Genomic DNA, 18095 nt, shown 5'->3' on the forward strand with positions numbered 1-18095 from the left:
TATAGCTGCATCAGGCCTGGCGGGCCGCCCTCGTGAACGCCGCCGGACACTTTAAAAATGGATTAAACGAGCAAGATCGTTGAACAGCGCAATCGCCGACAACGCGACGATGCAGGCAAGACCCGCCCTCTGAAAAACGAGTTGCCAGCGATCGGAGACAACTTTACCGGTCACAGCTTCAACCAAATAATATAACAGATGACCCCCGTCCAATACCGGAATCGGTAGCAGGTTCAGCACGCCGAGGCTAATGCTGACAAGGGCCAGGAACGACAGAAACGCGGAAGGACCCAGACGTGCGCTCTTTCCCGCGTAGTCGGCAATCGTCACCGGTCCGGACAGGTTCTTCAGCGATGCCTCGCCGACGATCATCCGGCCGAACATCCGCACCGAGTACACGGCGAGGTCCCACGTGCGGCGTGCGCCGAGGCGCAGGCTTTCGAGCGGTCCGTAGCGCACGTCGATCGAAGGCACCTGGGTCGCCAGTTCCGCGCCGATGCGGCCGATCTGCTGCCCGCTCGCCGCATCGCGCTGCAGTTGCGGCACGATCGTGATGTCTTCGAGCGCGCCCGCCGCATGACCGCCGCGGCCGCCGCGCTCCACCCGCAGCGTGACCGGCACGCCGGCGTGCGATTTGACATAAGCGATGAAGGCCGCGGCATTATCGGTCGGCGTGCCGTTGATCGCGCGCAGTCGGTCGCCCGCGACGAGGCCCGCCTTCTGCGCGGCGCTGCCCGCCTGCACGCCCGCCACCGTCAGCTTGCCGCCGCCCGGCTCGAAGCCCAGGCGCGACATCAGATCGTCGTCGACGTCCTTCTCACCGATGCCGCGCAGGTCCATCGGGAAATCGGAGGTGCCGTGCACGTCCTTTGCACTGAGCACGATGCGCTGCTGATCGAACACGGCGCCCAGCAGCTTCCAGCGCAGATCCGACCACGACCGCACCGGCTCGGTCTCGTCGCTATGGCCGGTGCGCACACCGACGATCGACTCGCCGCCCTCGAAGCCCGCCAGCGCGGCCGGCGTGTTCGGTGCGGGCGTCGCGATCACGGCAGCCGGTTCGGTCACGCCAGTCGCGAACACGAGCGCGAACAGCACGATCGCAAGCAGGAAATTGGCGACCGGACCGGCCGCGACGATCGCAAAGCGCCGCCACACCGACTGGCGGTTGAACGCGCGCGGCAGATCCGCGTCGGGAATCGAACCGGGGCCGGTCTCGCGCTCGTCGAGCATCTTCACGTAGCCGCCGAGCGGCAGCGCGGCAATCGTCCACTCGGTGCCCGTCTTCGGGCTGACCCACTGAACGAGCGGCTTGCCGAAGCCGATCGAAAAACGCAGCACCTTCACGCCGCACAGACGCGCGACGCTGTAATGCCCGTACTCGTGGACCACCACGAGTACGCCAATCGCAACCGCGAAAGCGAGCAGTTCGATCAGCAGGTTCATAAGCGCCTCACTGGACGGCGCGTTCCGTGCGACGGGCGCCGTCGGGCAGACGCGCGATCAACTCGGTCGCGGCGCGGCGCGCGGCGGCGTCCGCTTCGATGACGTCGTCGAGCGCGTGAGCGCTGCGGTTCGGCAACGCGCCCAGCACCGAGTCGACCACCTCGGCAATCGCCATGAAGCCGATGCGGCGCGCGAGAAACGCCTCCACCGCGATTTCGTTCGCGGCGTTCAGCGCCGCGCTCGCGATGCCGCCTTCGGCCAGCGCCTTCATGGCGAGCGCGAGGCACGGGAAGCGCGCGTAGTCGGGTTTTTCGAACGACAGCGACGCAATCTCCGCGAGATCGAGTTGCGCGACGCCCGAATCGACGCGATCCGGAAACGCGAGCGCGTGTGCGATCGGCGTGCGCATGTCGGGATTGCCGAGTTGCGCGAGCACCGAGCCGTCCGCGTACGACACCAGCGAATGGATCACGCTTTGCGGATGGATCAGCACGTCGATGCGTTCGCCGGGCAGGTTGAACAGCCAGTGCGCCTCGATGACTTCGAGGCCCTTGTTCATCATCGTGGCCGAGTCGACCGAGATCTTGCGGCCCATCACCCAGTTCGGATGCTTGCAGGCTTCGTCAGGCGTCACGTCGACGAGCGTGGCCGGCTCGCGCGTGCGGAACGGGCCGCCCGACGCGGTCAGGATGATCTTCGCAACGCCGCCATGCAGCGATGCTTCGCGCGGCAGGCATTGGAAAATCGCGTTGTGTTCGCTGTCGACCGGCAGCAGCACCGCGCCGTTGTCCCGCACCGCGTCCATGAAGACCGCGCCGGACATCACCAGCGCTTCCTTGTTCGCGAGCAGAATGCGTTTGCCGGAGCGCGCCGCGGCGAGGCTCGGCGCGAGACCGGCCGCGCCGACGATCGCCGCGACCACCGTGTCGCAATCCTCGCTCTTCGCGACGTCGACGAGCGCCTGAGGCCCGTACGTGACCTCGGTCTTGCTGCCCGCTTCGCGCAGCTTCGCGGCGACCTTCGCGGCCGTGTCGGCGTCGCCGACCACCGCGACTTCGGGCGCGAAGCGCAGGCATTGCGCGATCAGCTTGTCGCCGTTGCGATGCGCGCTCAGCGCGTAAATCGAAAACCGCTCGGGATGGCGCGCGACCACGTCGAGCGTACTGTCTCCAATCGAGCCCGTGGAACCGAGCAATGTCAGACGTTTTTGCATATCTCTTTCTCTAGCCGAGCAACAGCATGGCGAGCGGCAGCACCGGCAACAACGCGTCGATGCGATCGAGCACGCCGCCGTGCCCCGGCAACAGGCCGCTCGAGTCTTTGACGCCGGCCTGGCGTTTCATCATCGATTCGAACAGATCGCCGACCACGCTGAAAACCACCAGCAGGGTCAGCGCGAGCAACGTGCGCAGCGCGCCCAGTTGCGCCAGCAGCGCAGAATACAGGGTCGGCTCGAACGCGTGCAAAAAGATCGCCGTCGCCGCGACGATTATGACCAGCAGCCAGCCGCCGATCGCACCCTCCCAGGTTTTACCCGGACTGATGGCGGGTGCCAGCTTGTGCTTGCCAAACGCCTTCCCGGAGAAGTATGCGCCGATATCGGCGAGCCATACCAATAGCAGCAGCGACAGCACGAACGGCACACCCTGCACGCGCGCGGCGACGAGAGCATGCCAGCACGCGATGAAGCCGACGATGCCAGCAAGAAACAGAAAGGCGCGCCACGCGCCCTGCGCGAGCACGGGCTTACGCAGCAGCACGAACGGCCCCGCGATCACCCAAAAAATTGCCGCAGCCTGGTAGAACCGCCGCGCATGCTCGGCGCCGATGCCCACGCGCGTGCTGGTGACGAGCCCCAGTGCCGCGACGAGCGCGTACAGTACCGGCCCCGCGCCGCCGACCTTCAGCAGACGCGCCCATTCCCACGCGGCGAACACGACGATGAAAGCGATCAGCGCGCCGAACGCGCCGACCGGCGCGAACAGCGTGACAGGCAGAAACACTGCCAGCAGCACGATCGCCGTGATGACACGGGTCTTTAGCATGGAAGCGAATCGGCGTTCTGCGATTGCGGCTCGAGCTGAGCGCTGGTGCGTCCGAAGCGGCGTTCCCGCTCGGCGTACGAAGCGATGGCGTGACCGAGCGCGTCGGCGTCGAAATCTGGCCAGAACGTGTCGGTGAAATAGAACTCGGTGTAGGCGAGCTGCCACAACAGGAAGTTGCTGACTCGGCGCTCGCCGCCGGTGCGGATGAACAGGTCCGGCTCCGGCGCGTAAGCCATCGACAGATGTTCGGCGAACGCGTCCTCGTTGACCTCGACCGGCTTGCCCGTCGCCGCCGCTTGCTCGACGAGCTTGCGGGTGGCCTGCATGATGTCCCAGCGGCCGCCGTAGTTCGCTGCGATGGTCAGCGTGAGACGAGTATTGCGCGCGGTCTTGGTTTCCGCGCGCTTGATCAGATCGCGGATCTTGTCATCGAAACGCTCGAGATCGCCGACCACGCGCAAACGGATACCGTTCGCATGCAACTTGCCGATCTCGCGCTCGAGCGCGGTGACGAAGAGGCGCATCAGAAACGACACCTCCTCGTTCGGACGGCGCCAGTTCTCCGAGCTGAACGCGAACAGCGTCAGATATTCGACGCCCCGCCGCGCGCACGCCTCGACGGCCGCCCGCACCGCGTCGACGCCGCGCGTATGGCCTGCGACGCGCGGCAGACGCCGCTGAGTGGCCCAACGGCCGTTGCCATCCATGATGATCGCGATATGTCGCGGCACCGCGGCGACTTCAGGTACGCGCACGGTTGAGCTGGTATAGGTCATGGCCGTCGGGACAGTAATGCCAATAAAGAAGTGGAAATCTGGAAGTGCTGAGCCGAACGGCGTCAGACCGTCATGATCTCGGCTTCTTTCGTCGTGACGAGCTTGTCGATTTCGGCGACAAACTTGTCCGTCAGCTTCTGGACGTCGTCGCCGGCACGACGCTCGTCGTCTTCCGAGATTTCCTTGTCCTTGACGAGCTTCTTCAGTTGCTCATTGGCATCGCGGCGCAGGTTGCGCACAGCCACCTTGGCCGTTTCGGCTTCGCTGCGCACGACCTTGGTCAGTTCGCGGCGACGCTCTTCGGTCAGCGCGGGCATCGGTACGCGGATCACGTCGCCGTGCGTGGCCGGGTTCAGACCGAGGTCCGACTCGCGGATCGCCTTTTCGACGACCTGGACCATCTTCTTTTCCCACGGCTGCACGCCGATCGTGCGTGCGTCGATGAGCGTCAGGTTCGCGACCTGCGAAATCGGCACCGGCGAGCCGTAGTAGTCGCACTGGATATGATCGAGCAGGCCCGTGTGCGCACGGCCCGTGCGGATCTTCGACAGGTCGTTCTTGAACGCGTCGATGGAGCGCTGCATCTTTTGTTCAGCGCCCTTCCTGATATCAGCCAAAGACATTTTTAAACCTCCGAACCTTCAAAACGGTGCGAGCCGCCCGGCACGCGCGATGCGGCGGCCCGGGCTCGCGTCAAAGCCCATGTAATGTAAACGAAGTTTACACGTGGACGAGGGTGCCCTCGTCCTCACCTTGCACGATTCGCTTGAGCGCACCGGGTTTGACGATCGAAAACACACGGATCGGCAGCTTCTGGTCGCGGCACAGCGCGAAAGCCGTCGCGTCCATCACCTGCAGATTGCGGCCGATCGCCTCGTCGAAGCTGATCGTGGTGTAACGGGTCGCGCTCGAGTCCTTCTTCGGGTCGGCGGAATAGACGCCGTCCACCTTTGTCGCCTTCAGCACCACTTCGGCGCCGATTTCCGAGCCGCGCAAGGCAGCAGCCGTGTCGGTCGTGAAGAACGGGTTGCCGGTGCCGGCCGCGAAAATTACGACCTTGCCTTCCTCGAGCTGGCGGATCGCGCGGGGCCGGATGTACGGCTCGACGACCTGGTCCATGCGCAGCGCCGATTGCACGCGCGCTTCGATGCCGGCGTGGCGCATCGCATCCTGCAGCGCCAGCGCGTTCATCATCGTGGCGAGCATACCCATGTAGTCGGCCGTTGCGCGGTCCATACCCGCCGCGCCACCCGCGACGCCGCGAAAAATATTGCCGCCGCCGATCACCACGGCCAGTTGCGTTCCGAGACGGACCACTTCGGCCACGTCCGCCACCATTCGTTCGATGGTCGCGCGATTGATGCCGAAGGCATCGTCGCCCATCAGAGCTTCACCGGAGAGTTTGAGCAGGACGCGTTTATAGGCAGTGGGCATAGGGGTATCCAGATCGCGCAGAACAGGGCAACAACAAGGGACTAATGTAGGGGTGAAATGCTGATTCGGGCAAGCGCCGCCAAATTGACGAACCCCGGGGTTCGCCAGCGACGGCCGCGCAGCGAGGGTCAACCCGTGCGCGGCCTTGCGGTGCTGCCGAGCGCGGCGAGGTCATGCCTCGCCGCGGGTGCAACGGTACGGCGGTAAAGCTTGGGTGACGCTTATTGTTGCTTTGCAGCAGCGACTTGCGCGGCCACTTCCGCAGCGAAGTCGTCCTGCTTCTTCTCGATGCCTTCGCCGACCACGAACAGTGCGAACCTCTGCACGCTCGAGTTGGCCGCCTTCAGCATCTGCTCGATCGTCTGCTTGTCGTTCTTCACGAACGTCTGGTTCAGCAGCGACACTTCCTTCAGGTACTTCTGCACGCTGCCGTCGACCATCTTGGCGACGATTTCAGCCGGCTTGCCCGATTCGGCGGCCTTCTGTTCAGCGATGCTGCGTTCCTTGGCGATCAGGTCCGCCGGCACCTCGTCCGACGACAGCGAAACCGGCTTCATTGCGGCGATGTGCATCGCCACGTCCTTGCCGACCTGCTCGTCCGCGCCGGCGTACTCGACCAGCACGCCGATGCGCGTGCCGTGCAGGTACGCTGCCAGCTTGTTGGCGGTATCGAAGCGCACAAAGCGGCGGATCGACAGGTTCTCGCCAATCTTGCCGACCAGTGCGAGACGCACTGCGTCGACGGTCTGGCCGTCGAGCGGCAGTGCCGACAGCGCGGCGACGTCAGCCGGGTTTTGCGTCGCGACGAGTTCGGCGATCTTCTTCGAGAACGCGAGGAAGTCGTCGTTCTTCGAGACGAAGTCGGTTTCGCAGTTCAGTTCGACGAGCGAACCAGCGTTGCCGCCGATGAACGATGCGACGACACCTTCAGCCGTCACGCGCGATGCCGCCTTGCTCGCCTTGTTGCCGAGCTTCACGCGCAGCAGTTCTTCAGCGCGCGCCAGATCGCCGTCGGCTTCCGTCAGCGCCTTCTTGCATTCCATCATCGGCGCGTCGGTCTTCGCGCGCAGTTCTGCAACCATGCTTGCGGTAATTGCCGCCATCATTTGCTCCTTGGGTTCTGTCTGTCACACGCCGCCCGCACTTCGATGCCAGCGGCAGGAATTCGTTTCAGCGTTTTCGCGTATTTTTTGCGAGCGACGCGCATCGCGTCGCCTCAAGCACTCTGCCAGATGCCTGTTACAACACCTGCTACAGACGTCGCGGCTTAAAAAAAGGGGGCCTGTAGAAAGCCCCCTTTTATGCCGGACACTGGGCAGCCTTACGCTTCCGGGTTGACCTCGACGAACTCGTCGCCGTCGCCACCACGTGCAGCCTGGACCACTTCGTTGACCGTGTTGGCACGGCCCTCGAGGATCGCGTCTGCCACGCCAGCCGCGTACAGGGCGACAGCCTTGCTGGCGTCGTCGTTACCCGGGATCACGTAGTCCACACCTTCCGGCGAGTGGTTCGTATCGACCACGGCGATGATCGGAATGCCGAGCTTGTTCGCTTCGGTAACAGCAATCTTGTGGTAGCCGACGTCAACCACGAAGATAGCGTCCGGAATGCCGCCCATGTCCTTCACGCCGCCGATCGACTTCTGCAGCTTGGCCATTTCGCGCTCGAACAGCAACGCTTCCTTCTTGCTCATGCGCTCGGTTTCACCGGCTTCCAGCGCCGCTTCCATGTCCTTCAGGCGCTTGATCGACACCTTCAGCGTCTTGAAGTTAGTCAGCATACCGCCGAGCCAGCGCGCGTTGACGAACGGCATACCAGCGCGCTGCGCTTCCTGAGCGATCGTGTCGCGCGATTGACGCTTCGTACCGACGAACAGGATCGTGCCGCGGTTCGATGCCAGCTGACGCGCGTACTTCAGCGCGTCGTTGTACATCGGCAGCGTCTTTTCGAGGTTGATGATGTGAATCTTGTTGCGATGACCGAAAATGAAAGGGGCCATCTTCGGGTTCCAGAAGCGGGTCTGGTGACCGAAGTGGACGCCTGCTTCCAGCATTTGACGCATCGTAACTGCCATGAAATTCTCCACGAGGGTTGGGTCTTAAACCGGCTGCCGTATCGACCGCGCCCGCCTCTATTTCGGCTGGTACGCGGCGACACCCTGGGTGCGCCGGCTTGCGAATTGGTTGCCTGACACTACTTTTCTCTCACTCGCGACGCCAGCAACCGGAGTGCCGCGAGAAACCGTTCCGCCCAGCTACCGTGCGCAAATTTGCGAATGCGCGACCAAAAGCGAACTAGGACCGACTTAGCCAAAGAGTATAGCACGCGACCACGGGCCGACTCAACCGGCCCTACCGCCGCCGGACGATGCCCATTGGGCACGGAACCGAAGCCGGGCTTGGCGTCCCTTTGGAGCGTCAATGAGCAGATCCTGGTCGTTTTTTGCCCGTTGCCGCCCGATCCAGCGCGACGACCCGGCCCCCACTGCTGTAAAATGGCTCGATTCCGCCACGCGCGAGGGATCGTTAAGGATCGACCGGCATTCCGTGCCCGGGAGACGCCCTCCGCCAGGCCACCGCAACACCCAGCAAGCCTTATCCAGCAAGGCTTCCGAGGAAACCATGGCTATCACCATCAAGAACGAAGACGATATCGCGAAGATGCGCGTCGCCTGCCGGCTTGCGAGCGAAGTGCTCGACTACATCACACCGTTCGTCAAGGCCGGCGTCACCACTGGCGAGCTCGACCGACTGTGCCACGAATACATGCTGAAGGACCAGGGCACGGTTCCCGCGCCGCTGAATTACCAGCCGCCCGGCTATCCGCCCTATCCGAAAGCCACCTGCATTTCGGTCAACGACGTGATCTGCCACGGCATTCCGGGCGACAAGGCGCTCAAGAACGGCGACGCGCTGAACATCGACGTCACCGTCATCAAGGACGGCTACTTCGGCGACACGAGCCGCATGTTCATCGTCGGCGAAGGGTCGATCATGGCGAAGCGCCTCGTGCAGGCCACCTTCGAGTGCATGTGGCTCGGCATCGACCAGGTCCGCCCCGGCGCGCATCTCGGCGACATCGGCTATGCGATCCAGAAGCACGCCGAAGGCCTCGGCTACAGCGTGGTGCGCGAATATTGCGGCCACGGCATCGGCACCGTGTTCCACGAAGACCCGCAGATCCTGCACTACGGCCGCCCCGGCACCGGGCTCGAACTGCAGACCGGCATGATCTTCACGATCGAGCCGATGATCAACGCCGGCCGCCGCGACATCCGCACGATGCCCGATCAGTGGACCGTCAAGACCAGGGACCGCAGTCTGTCCGCGCAGTGGGAGCACACCGTGCTCGTCACCGAGACCGGCTATGACGTGCTAACCGTGTCGGCCGGTACGCCCGCGCGTCCGCCCGTGGTCGCGGCCACCGCCTGACCGATTCCGACCTGATCTTCCGCCCGCCAATGAGTAGCGTTCCAGCCGTCGCCCCCTCCCATGCCTCGTCGCTCAAGGCGGACTACAAAGTGGCCAAAGCCCAGTTGCTGGAACGCTTCCGAACGGCCAGCAACGTCGACGCGTTGATGGCTGCTCTCGCGCGCGCCACCGACCATTCGTTGCGCGCCGCCTGGGACACCTGCGAGCTGCCCGACGAGCTCGCGCTCGTCGCGGTCGGCGGCTATGGGCGCGGCGAGCTCGCGCCGCATTCCGACATCGACATCCTGGTGCTGCTGCCCGACGCGCGGCTCGAGCATCTGGAGGCGCGCATCGAGCGCTTCATCAGCCTCGCGTGGGATCTCGGGCTGGAGCTTGGCAGCAGCGTGCGCAGCGTGTCGCAATGCATCGAAGAAGCGGCCAACGACGTCACGGTGCGTACGTCGCTGCTGGAAGCGCGCCGCATCACGGGCAGCGCCGCGCTGTTCGACGATTTCGCTCAACGCTATCGCGCGGCGCTCGATCCGAAGGCGTTCTTCCAGGCGAAGGTGCTCGAAATGCGCCAGCGTCATGCGAAGTTTCAGGACACACCCTATGCACTCGAGCCGAACATCAAGGAAAGCCCGGGCGGCCTGCGCGACCTGCAGCTGATCCTGTGGATCACCCAGGCGGCCGGCTTCGGCAGCAGTTGGCGCGAACTTGAAGCGCGCGGGCTCATCACCGAGCGCGAGGCGCGCGAGCTGCGGCACAACGAGGGCTTCCTGAAGTCGTTGCGCGCGCGGCTGCACATGATCGCCGGGCGCCGCCAGGACATCCTGGTGTTCGACCTGCAGACGCCGGTCGCGGAAAGCTTCGGCTACAAGCCGACCGCGACCAAGCGCGCGAGCGAGCAGTTGATGCGCCGCTACTATTGGGCCGCGAAAGCGGTCACGCAGCTCGCGACGATCCTGATCCAGAACATCGAGGCGCAGCTGTTTCCGAGCACGAGCGGCATCACGCGCGTGCTGTCGGATCGCTTCGTCGAAAAACAGGGCATGCTTGAAATCGCGTCCGACGACGTATTCCAGCGCGAGCCGAACGCGATCCTCGAAGCGTTCCTGCTCTACGAGCGCACACCCGGTGTGAAGGGATTGTCGGCGCGCACGCTGCGCGCAATCTACAATGCCCGCGACATGATGGACCAGCACTGGCGGCGCGATCCGGAAAACCGCCGGCTCTTCATGGAAATCCTGAAGCAGCCGGCCGGCATCACGCACGCGTTCCGCCTGATGAACCAGACGAGCGTGCTCGGGCGTTATCTGCTGAATTTCCGGCGCATCGTCGGGCAGATGCAGCACGACCTTTACCACGTGTACACGGTCGATCAGCACATCCTCATGGTGCTGCGCAATCTGCGCCGCTTCGCGGTCGCCGAACATGCGCACGAATACCCGTTTTGCAGCCAGTTGATCGTGAATTTCGACCGGCCGTGGGTGCTGTACGTGGCCGCGCTGTTTCATGACATCGCGAAGGGCCGCGGCGGCGATCATTCCACGCTGGGCATGGCCGACGCGCGGCGCTTCTGCCGGCAGCACGGCATCGAAGGCGAGGACGGCGAGCTGGTCGTGTGGCTCGTGCAGCAGCATCTGACGATGAGCCAGGTCGCGCAGAAGCAGGACACGAGCGACCCCGAAGTCATCAAGCGCTTTGCCGAGCTGGTCGGCACCGAGCGCCGTCTGACCGCGCTCTATCTGCTGACGGTCGCCGACATCCGCGGCACCAGCCCAAAGGTCTGGAACACCTGGAAAGGCAAGCTGCTCGAAGACCTCTACCGCACCACGCTCGCCGTGCTAGGCGGTGCTCAGCCGGACGAGCATTCGGAACTGAAGTCGCGCAAGGAAGAAGCGCTCGCGCTGCTGCGTCTGGAAACCGTGCCCGAAGGCGCGCAACGGGCGCTGTGGGACAAGCTCGACGTCGGCTACTTCCTGCGCCACGACGCGGCGGACATCGCGTGGCAGACGCGCGTGCTGTACCGCCACGTCGAAACTCCGACGCCGCTCGTTCGCGCGCGGCCTTCGCCGATCGGCGAGGCGCTGCAGGTGCTCGTCTACGTGAAGGACCAGCCCGATCTGTTCGCTGGCATCTGCGCGTATTTCGACCGCAACGGCCTGTCGGTGCTCGATGCGCGCGTCAGCACGACGCGCCACGGCTACGCGCTCGACAACTTCCTGGTCGCGCACACCGAAGAGGACGTGCACTATCGCGACATCGCCAATCTGGTCGAACAGCAACTGACAGCGCGCCTCGCCGGCCACGGCACCTTGCTGCCGGGACCGTCGAAGGGCCGGCTGTCGCGGCTCTCGCGTACCTTCCCCATTACGCCGCGCGTCGACCTGCGGGCCGACGAGCGCGGCCAATACTACATCCTGTCCGTGTCGGCGAACGACCGGCCAGGCCTTCTTTATTCAATCGCGCGCGTGCTGGCCGAGCATCGGGTTGGCGTCGCCTCGGCGCGGATCAATACGCTCGGCGAACGCGTCGAGGACGTGTTCCTGCTCGAAGGACACAGCCTGTCGGACAACCGCCTGCAAATTCAGGTCGAGACCGAACTGCTGCGCGCGATCGCAGTGTGAGATTTCATGCGAACCAAATTAACAGCGAAACATCCGCGGCCGGCGTCGTCCGAACGCACCCCTGTCCGCCCCGGCAGCGCGTCGGCGCGTAAGCCGACCCGTCCAGCGCGGCCGAAGCCATTTGAGGCCGAGGCCGGCGCGACGCGCGAAGGCGCCGCATCGAAGGGTGGCGGCGCGAAGCGGCCGGCCGGTGCGAAGCCCGCTGGCTCGGGTGCGCGCTCGCCGCGTGCCGAAGGGTCGTTCGCGCGCGAACGGGGCGCGGCTCCCACGGGCGCGCCGCGCCGGTTCGAAGGTGCGGGTGAGCGAGGCGAGCGGGCTCCGCGTCGTTTCGAAGGCAGTCCGGAGCGTGGCGAACGCGCACCTCGACGCGAATTCGGCGAGCGGGCCGAACGTGCTCCGCGTCGTTTCGAAGGCAGCGCGGAGCGTGGCGAACGCGCGCCTCGACGCGAGTTCGGCGAGCGGGCAGAACGTGCTCCGCGTCGTTTCGAAGGCAGCGCAGAGCGCGGCGAACACACACCTCGGCGCGAATTCGGCGAACGTGGCGAACGAGCACCGCGTCGTTTCGAAGGCAGCGCAGAGCGCGGCGAACGCGCACCTCGGCGCGAATTCGGCGAACGTGGCGAACGAGCACCGCGTCGTTTCGAAGGCAGCGCAGAGCGCGGCGAACGCGCACCTCGGCGCGAATTCGGCGAACGTAGCGATCGGGCTCCACGTCGTTTTGAAGGTAATGCAGAGCGCGGCGAGCGCGCTCCTCGCAGTTTTGGTGAGCGCGCACCGCGCCGCGACGACGGCGAACGCCGTCCGTTCAGCGGCCCGCGCGCAGGCGCAGGCAGGCCGCCTGAAGGCGGCGCCCGTGGCGATCGTCCGGTGCGCCGCGAGCGCGATAGCGCCGAGCGTCCGCGCTTCGGTAGCGATCGCGGTGAGCCGCAGGAGCGTCGCGGCGGCGATCGAGGCACGCGCAGCGACAGCGCCCCGCGCCGCTTCGAAGGCGAGCGCGGCGAGCGCAGCTTCGCGAAGCCGGTAAGCGGCGGCTACGGCGAACGTACCGAGCGTCCGGCGCGCGCCACGCGTGAGGACCGCGGTGAGCGCGGTGCAAGCGGCGAATGGACGCCCTCCCGTCGCGAGTCTGGCGAGCGCACCGAGCGTCGCGACCGTCCCGCGCGCAGCTTCGACAACACGTTGCCGGCCGCGAGCCGCCGCTTCGGCGACGACCGTCCAGCCCGCGCGGCCAAGCCGCGAACCTCAGCATCAAAAGCGGCCCAGCCCCTCGACACGACCGTCGACGCCGCCCGCCCGCCCCGCCGCGATCGCGAAGACGCGCCAGGCATGCTGCGTCTGTCGAAGCTGATGTCGAAGCTCGGCATTTGCTCGCGCCGCGAGGCCGACGAATGGATCGAGAAAGGCTGGGTCATGGTCGACGGCGAGCGCGTCGATACGCTCGGCGCCAAAGTGTTCCCGGATCAACGCATCGACATCGACCCGGCCGCCGAAGCCGCTCAGTCGAGCCAGGTGACCGTGATCATTCACAAGCCGGTCGGGCTCGTCTCGGGCCAGGCGGAGGACGACTATCAGCCGGCCATCACGCTCGTCACGCCGGAGAATCGCTGGGAAGGCGACCGTTCGGGCATCGGCTTCTCGTTGTCGCATCTGCGCCAGCTCGCGCCGGCCGGGCGTCTCGACATCGATTCGACCGGCCTGCTCGTGCTGACGCAAGACGGCCGCATCGCGAAGCAACTGATCGGCGGTCATTCGGAGGTCGACAAGGAGTATCTGGTGCGCGTCGCGTACGGCGAGCGCACCGTCGATGTCGAAAGCCACTTCCCGGCCGAAAAACTCGCGTTGCTGTGCCACGGCCTGTCGCTCGACGACGTCGCGCTGAAGCCCGCCCTGGTCAGCTGGCAGAACGGCGAGCAACTGCGTTTCGTGCTTCGCGAAGGCAAGAAGCGTCAGATTCGCCGCATGTGCGAACTGGTCGGTCTCGACGTGCTGGGCCTCAAGCGTGTGCGCATCGGTCAGGTGATGCTCGGCGCGCTGCCGCCGGGACAGTGGCGCTATCTGTCGGCAGACGAGTCGTTCTGAACTCCGTCCACCGTGCCTCCTTGCTGAAAGCAGGTGCATCGGTACAACCAGAAACCCACGCACTCAGGCGTGGGTTTTTTGTTGGCGGCAGCCGCGCTGCCGGTTCAGCGTCGCGGCCGCGTCAGTCGTCGCTATGCGGATCGAGATCCGGGAACAGGACCTCGGTAAAGCCGAACCTCGAGAAATCGGTAATCCGCATCGGATACAGCTTGCCGATCAGATGATCGCATTCGTGCTGCACGACCCGCGCGTGAAAGCCCTCGGCGACCCGGTCGATCGGATTGCCGAACTGATCGAAGCCGTGATACCGGATCATCGAAAACCGGCTCACCACGCCGCGCAGCCCCGGCACCGACAGGCAGCCCTCCCAGCTCTCTTCCATGTCCTGCGAGACCGGCGTGACGGTCGGGTTGATCAGCACCGTTTCCGGCACCGGCGGCGCGTCCGGATAGCGCTCGTTCGAACCGAAGCCGAAGATCACCACCTGCAGGTCGACACCGATCTGCGGCGCGGCAAGACCCGCGCCGTTCGCGTCGTGCATGGTCTCGAACATGTCTTTCACGAGCCGGTGCAGTTCGGGCGTGTCGAAGTGGTCGACCGGCTCGGCGATTCGCAGCAGGCGCGGATCGCCCATCTTCAGAATGTCGTGAATCATCAGTGGCCCTCCAGGAGCTTGCGCATACCATCTTCGTCGAGCACGGGGATGCCGAGTTCCTCGGCCTTCGCGAGTTTGCTGCCCGCGTCGGCGCCGGCCACCACGTAACTGGTTTTCTTCGATACCGACCCTGCCACCTTGGCGCCGGCCGCCTCCAGCATGTCCTTCGCGTCCTCACGCGACAGATTCGGCAGCGTGCCGGTCAGCACGACCGTCTGGCCGGCCAGCACGCCCTGCGGCGCCTTCGGCGCGGGCGGCACTTCGGGCCACGCAACTTTGCCCGGCGCGCGCAGTTGCTCGATCACCGTGCGGTTGTGGTCCTCGGCGAAGAACTGGTGAATCGATTCGGCGACGACCGGCCCCACGTCGTTCACTTCGAGCAGTTCTTCCAGCGACGCATCCATGATCGGATCGAGCGAGCCGAAGTGCTTCGCGAGATCCTTCGCGGTCGACTCGCCAACATGGCGAATCCCCAGCGCGTAGATGAAGCGCGCGAGCGACGTGTGTTTGGCTTTTTCGAGCGAGTCGAGCAGATTCTGCGCGGACTTGTCGGCGAAGCGGTCGAGTTCCGCGAGCGTCGCGAAGCCAAGATTGAACAGATCGGCCGGCGTGCGCACCAGATTCTGTTCGACCAGTTGATCGATGATCTTCTCGCCGAGGCCGTCGATATCGAGCGCGCGGCGCTGCGCGAAATGCCACAACGCCTGCTTGCGCTGCGCCGGACAGAAGAGCCCGCCCGTGCAGCGCGCGATCGCCTCGTCGGGCAGCCGCTCGATCGACGAGCCGCACACCGGGCACTGCGTCGGCATCACGAACTCGCGCGCGTCGGCCGGACGACGGTCGAGCAGCGCGCTGACCACTTCCGGAATCACGTCGCCGGCGCGCCGCACGATCACCGTGTCGCCGATGCGGATGTCCTTGCGGCGCACTTCGTCCTCGTTGTGCAAGGTCGCGTTTGTGACCGTCGCGCCGCCAACGAACACCGGTTCCAGCCGCGCGACCGGCGTGATCGCGCCGGTGCGGCCGACCTGCACGTCGATCGCGACGAGCCTGGTCAGCGCTTCCTGCGCGGGGAACTTGTGCGCGAGCGCGAAGCGCGGCGCGCGCGACACGAAGCCGAGCGCATCCTGCTCGTCGCGCCGGTTGACCTTGTAGACCACGCCGTCGATGTCGTATGGCAGCTTGTCGCGCTTTTCGCCGACCGCGTGGAAAAATCCGAGCAGGCCTTCGGCGCCCCGCACGACCGCGCGCTCGCCATTGACCGGCAAGCCCATCTGTTTGTACCAGTCGAGCAGTTCGCTATGCGTGGCCGGCATCTCGATGCCTTCGAGCACGCCGATGCCATATGCGAAAAACGACAGCGGCCGCTGTGCCGTGATCTTCGAATCGAGTTGGCGCAAGCTGCCCGCCGCCGCGTTGCGCGGGTTCGCGAATTCGCGTTGCCCGGCGGCACGCTGACGTTCGTTCAGGCGCTCGAAATCGCGCTTGAACATCAACACTTCGCCGCGCACGTCGAGCACGCGGGGCACGCGCTTGCCCTTCAGCTTCAGTGGAATCGAGCGGATCGTGCGAACGTTTTCGGTGACGTTCTCGCCGGTCGTGCCGTCGCCGCGCGTGGATGCCTGCACGAACACGCCGTCGATGTAGCGCAGTGAGATCGCGAGGCCGTCGAATTTCAGCTCGGTCGCGTAATCGACCGGCAACGGCGGCTCGCTCGCATTGTTGCCGAGCGCGTCGCCGATACGCTTGTCGAAAGCGACGATGTCTTCGTCGGCGAAACCGTTGTTCAACGACAGCATCGGCAGATCGTGCACGACCGGCTCGAAACCGCTCGCGGCCTCGCCGCCGACGCGCTGCGTCGGCGAATCCGGCACGATCAGATCCGGATGCTCGGCCTCGACGCGCTCCAGCTCCTTGAACAGCTTGTCGTACTCGGCGTCCGGCAGGTCCGGTTGATCTAGCACGTAGTACGCGTAGTTCGCGCGTTCGAGTTCCGCGCGCAACCACGCGGCCCGCTCAGCCGGAGCGTTGGTTGCGGAAGTAGGGACGGAGGATCGGGCCATGCTGTCGGAAGCTTCTCGAGATCAAAGACGGACATCGGATTATCGCAGGAAGCGTGCCCCTTTACATCGCTGAATGGGGGCGCGCCGTGCTGCAACGCAAGCCGCAAACGACGACGGCCGCACATCGTGCGGCCGTCGTCAAAACGCGTAGAACGCTGCAATTGGCTTACTGGCTGAACAGGCGCCGCGTTGCCGGAGAACCCGCCGGAATACCCGCCTGTTCGAGCTTCGCGTACAGCGTCATCAACTGTTTTTCGATCGCGAGCAGCGCGCTCTCCGGAAGCGGGCGGCGACCGTCGTCGACCACGCGTCCGCCGATGCGCTCGGCCAGCGACTTCGCGTAATCGCACATCAGACGGAACGGCAGGATGTCTTCGTCGGCGACCGGCACGTCGAGCACCAGCGTGATCATCTCGCCGCCTTTGTATGTGAGGTCGTCGCGCAAGAAGTTGGTGTCGCCGAACTGCAGCATGAACACCGGGCTTTGCCGCGCGTCGAGCTTGACGAAGCGCGTGCCGTCGCGCGACAGCAGCAGACCGTCCTGGGACGCGACCGCCTGCACGTAGTTGGCCGACCACGGCGCGCCGTCCGACAGCACGTTGATCGACAACTGCGCGTCGCACTGGGCGGCAAAGCCGTCGAGCTCGCGCGCCATCGCGACGGTTTCGAGCATGTCGGGGAATTCCGGCGCCGCGTCGAGCGCGTCGGCGAACTGCTGCACGCCGGTGACGAATTCGGAAAATTCGAGTTCGTTGAGCGCACCGCTGCGGTTGGCGAGTTGAGCGGCGGCGCGCAGTTCTTCATAGCGCGTGCCGTTCTGCAGCAGCTCCCATGCGCCGCCGCCTTCGGGCTTGCCTTCGATATGCACCGGCTTGCTGCCCGCGCGACGCAAGCGCTGCGCGAGCGGCAGCACCTTGTCGCCGGCTACCGGGCCGTTCAGCCGGATCGGCACGATACAGTCGATGCGTCGATCGACGATCGCGGGCGGTGCCGACGAAATCGTCGTAGCAGCCGGCAGGATCGGTTCGACGCGCTGCTGCTCGCCGGGCGCCCGTTGCGTCGCGAGCGCTTCGGCCGCGGGCCGCTCTGCGTCCGCGCCCGGCGCCGCCGCATGCTCGCCTTCGCTGCCGGCGATGGAATCCGCCGGCGGATAGCCGTTGGGCGACGTCATCTCGGCCTGGATATCGGCCGGTGTATCGAGCGGCGCTACGCCCGCGCCGAACGTCGGCTCGACGCGAGCGGCGCTCGGGTGCGCCGTCTCGGCGCTCGCGCCCGGCTCGCGCCGCGTGGTCGGCCGGGCCGGCGCGATGAACGGGCTCTGCTCCTGATGCTCGTCGCGCGCAAAGCTCTCGGCGGTGTCGGCTGGCATTGGCCGCGGCATCTTGCGGCGCACCTTCGCGCCCTGCCACGCGTTGTACACGACCACGCCCCCCACCACCACGGCACCCGCGCCGATCAAACCGAGTGTCAACTCGTCCATGCATGCTCCATCAGCAATTCTTCTATCCGCACGAGCCTCTCGTCCGCTCCACGTACCGCGCGGCGCGCGATCAGGCC

14 protein-coding genes are annotated in these 18095 nt (G+C 65.5%); 3 read left to right on the plus strand and 11 right to left on the minus strand.

What is annotated here, in order from left to right; all coding sequences use genetic code 11:
* Window positions 1-51 precede the first annotated feature (51 nt).
* The 8 genes from rseP to rpsB all read right to left on the minus strand — a co-directional run bounded on the left by rseP (window position 52) and on the right by rpsB (window position 7775).
* The gene (rseP, locus tag F6X42_RS04110) at window positions 52-1446 is read right to left on the minus strand and encodes an RIP metalloprotease RseP (protein WP_187632992.1); all 1395 of its coding nucleotides are present in this window, start codon (window positions 1444-1446) and stop codon (window positions 52-54) included.
* Window positions 1447-1453: 7 nt separating this feature from the next.
* Entirely contained in the window at window positions 1454-2659 is a 1206-nt protein-coding gene (locus F6X42_RS04115) for a 1-deoxy-D-xylulose-5-phosphate reductoisomerase (RefSeq protein ID WP_187632993.1), read from the minus strand.
* Window positions 2660-2669: 10 nt separating this feature from the next.
* Complete coding sequence (locus tag F6X42_RS04120; RefSeq protein ID WP_187632994.1) at window positions 2670-3491, minus strand: phosphatidate cytidylyltransferase; 822 nt, start codon at window positions 3489-3491, stop codon at window positions 2670-2672.
* Window positions 3485-4267: a polyprenyl diphosphate synthase gene (gene uppS / locus F6X42_RS04125; RefSeq protein WP_187632995.1), complete on the minus strand. Its 783-nt coding sequence runs from the start codon at window positions 4265-4267 to the stop codon at window positions 3485-3487. Before uppS ends, F6X42_RS04120 begins: the two co-directional genes overlap by 7 nt.
* Before the next feature lie 62 nt (window positions 4268-4329).
* Window positions 4330-4890 carry a ribosome recycling factor gene (gene frr, locus F6X42_RS04130; RefSeq protein ID WP_187632996.1) on the minus strand — a complete coding sequence of 187 codons (561 nt, stop codon included), beginning with the start codon at window positions 4888-4890 and terminating at the stop codon, window positions 4330-4332.
* Window positions 4891-4987: 97 nt separating this feature from the next.
* A complete protein-coding gene (gene pyrH / locus F6X42_RS04135) occupies window positions 4988-5701 on the minus strand; it encodes a UMP kinase (RefSeq protein WP_149668280.1) in 714 nt (237 codons plus the stop codon).
* Window positions 5702-5922: 221 nt separating this feature from the next.
* On the minus strand, window positions 5923-6804 hold the full coding sequence (gene tsf / locus F6X42_RS04140) for a translation elongation factor Ts (protein WP_187632997.1): 882 nt from the start codon (window positions 6802-6804) through the stop codon (window positions 5923-5925).
* Between the two features lie 218 nt (window positions 6805-7022).
* Window positions 7023-7775, minus strand: coding sequence for a 30S ribosomal protein S2 (gene rpsB, locus F6X42_RS04145; RefSeq protein ID WP_187632998.1), 753 nt, complete (start codon window positions 7773-7775; stop codon window positions 7023-7025).
* A gap of 346 nt (window positions 7776-8121) precedes the next feature.
* On the opposite strand from rpsB, the gene map reads away from it, so the two are divergent.
* Genes map through F6X42_RS04160 form a run of 3 tightly spaced genes read left to right on the plus strand, consistent with a single transcriptional unit; the run spans window position 8122 to window position 13820 of the window.
* Window positions 8122-9132 carry a type I methionyl aminopeptidase gene (map, locus tag F6X42_RS04150; protein WP_281393943.1) on the plus strand — a complete coding sequence of 337 codons (1011 nt, stop codon included), beginning with the start codon at window positions 8122-8124 and terminating at the stop codon, window positions 9130-9132.
* 29 nt (window positions 9133-9161) lie between these two features.
* Complete coding sequence (locus F6X42_RS04155; RefSeq protein ID WP_187633000.1) at window positions 9162-11741, plus strand: [protein-PII] uridylyltransferase; 2580 nt, start codon at window positions 9162-9164, stop codon at window positions 11739-11741.
* Between the two features lie 6 nt (window positions 11742-11747).
* Window positions 11748-13820, plus strand: a complete 2073-nt coding sequence (locus F6X42_RS04160) for a pseudouridine synthase (RefSeq protein ID WP_187633001.1) — start codon at window positions 11748-11750, stop codon at window positions 13818-13820.
* 121 nt (window positions 13821-13941) lie between these two features.
* On the opposite strand, the gene def is transcribed toward F6X42_RS04160, so the two are convergent.
* The 3 genes from def to F6X42_RS04175 all read right to left on the minus strand — a co-directional run bounded on the left by def (window position 13942) and on the right by F6X42_RS04175 (window position 18018).
* A complete protein-coding gene (def, locus tag F6X42_RS04165) occupies window positions 13942-14475 on the minus strand; it encodes a peptide deformylase (protein WP_187633002.1) in 534 nt (177 codons plus the stop codon).
* On the minus strand, window positions 14475-16538 hold the full coding sequence (ligA, locus tag F6X42_RS04170; RefSeq protein ID WP_187633003.1) for an NAD-dependent DNA ligase LigA: 2064 nt from the start codon (window positions 16536-16538) through the stop codon (window positions 14475-14477). The genes def and ligA overlap by 1 nt, the downstream gene beginning before the upstream one ends.
* A 166-nt stretch (window positions 16539-16704) precedes the next feature.
* Window positions 16705-18018, minus strand: a complete 1314-nt coding sequence (locus F6X42_RS04175) for a cell division protein ZipA C-terminal FtsZ-binding domain-containing protein (protein ID WP_187633004.1) — start codon at window positions 18016-18018, stop codon at window positions 16705-16707.
* Between the last annotated feature and the right edge of the window lie 77 nt (window positions 18019-18095).

The organism is Paraburkholderia podalyriae (assembly GCF_014397785.1).
GTDB classification, from domain to species: Bacteria; Pseudomonadota; Gammaproteobacteria; order Burkholderiales; family Burkholderiaceae; genus Paraburkholderia; species Paraburkholderia podalyriae.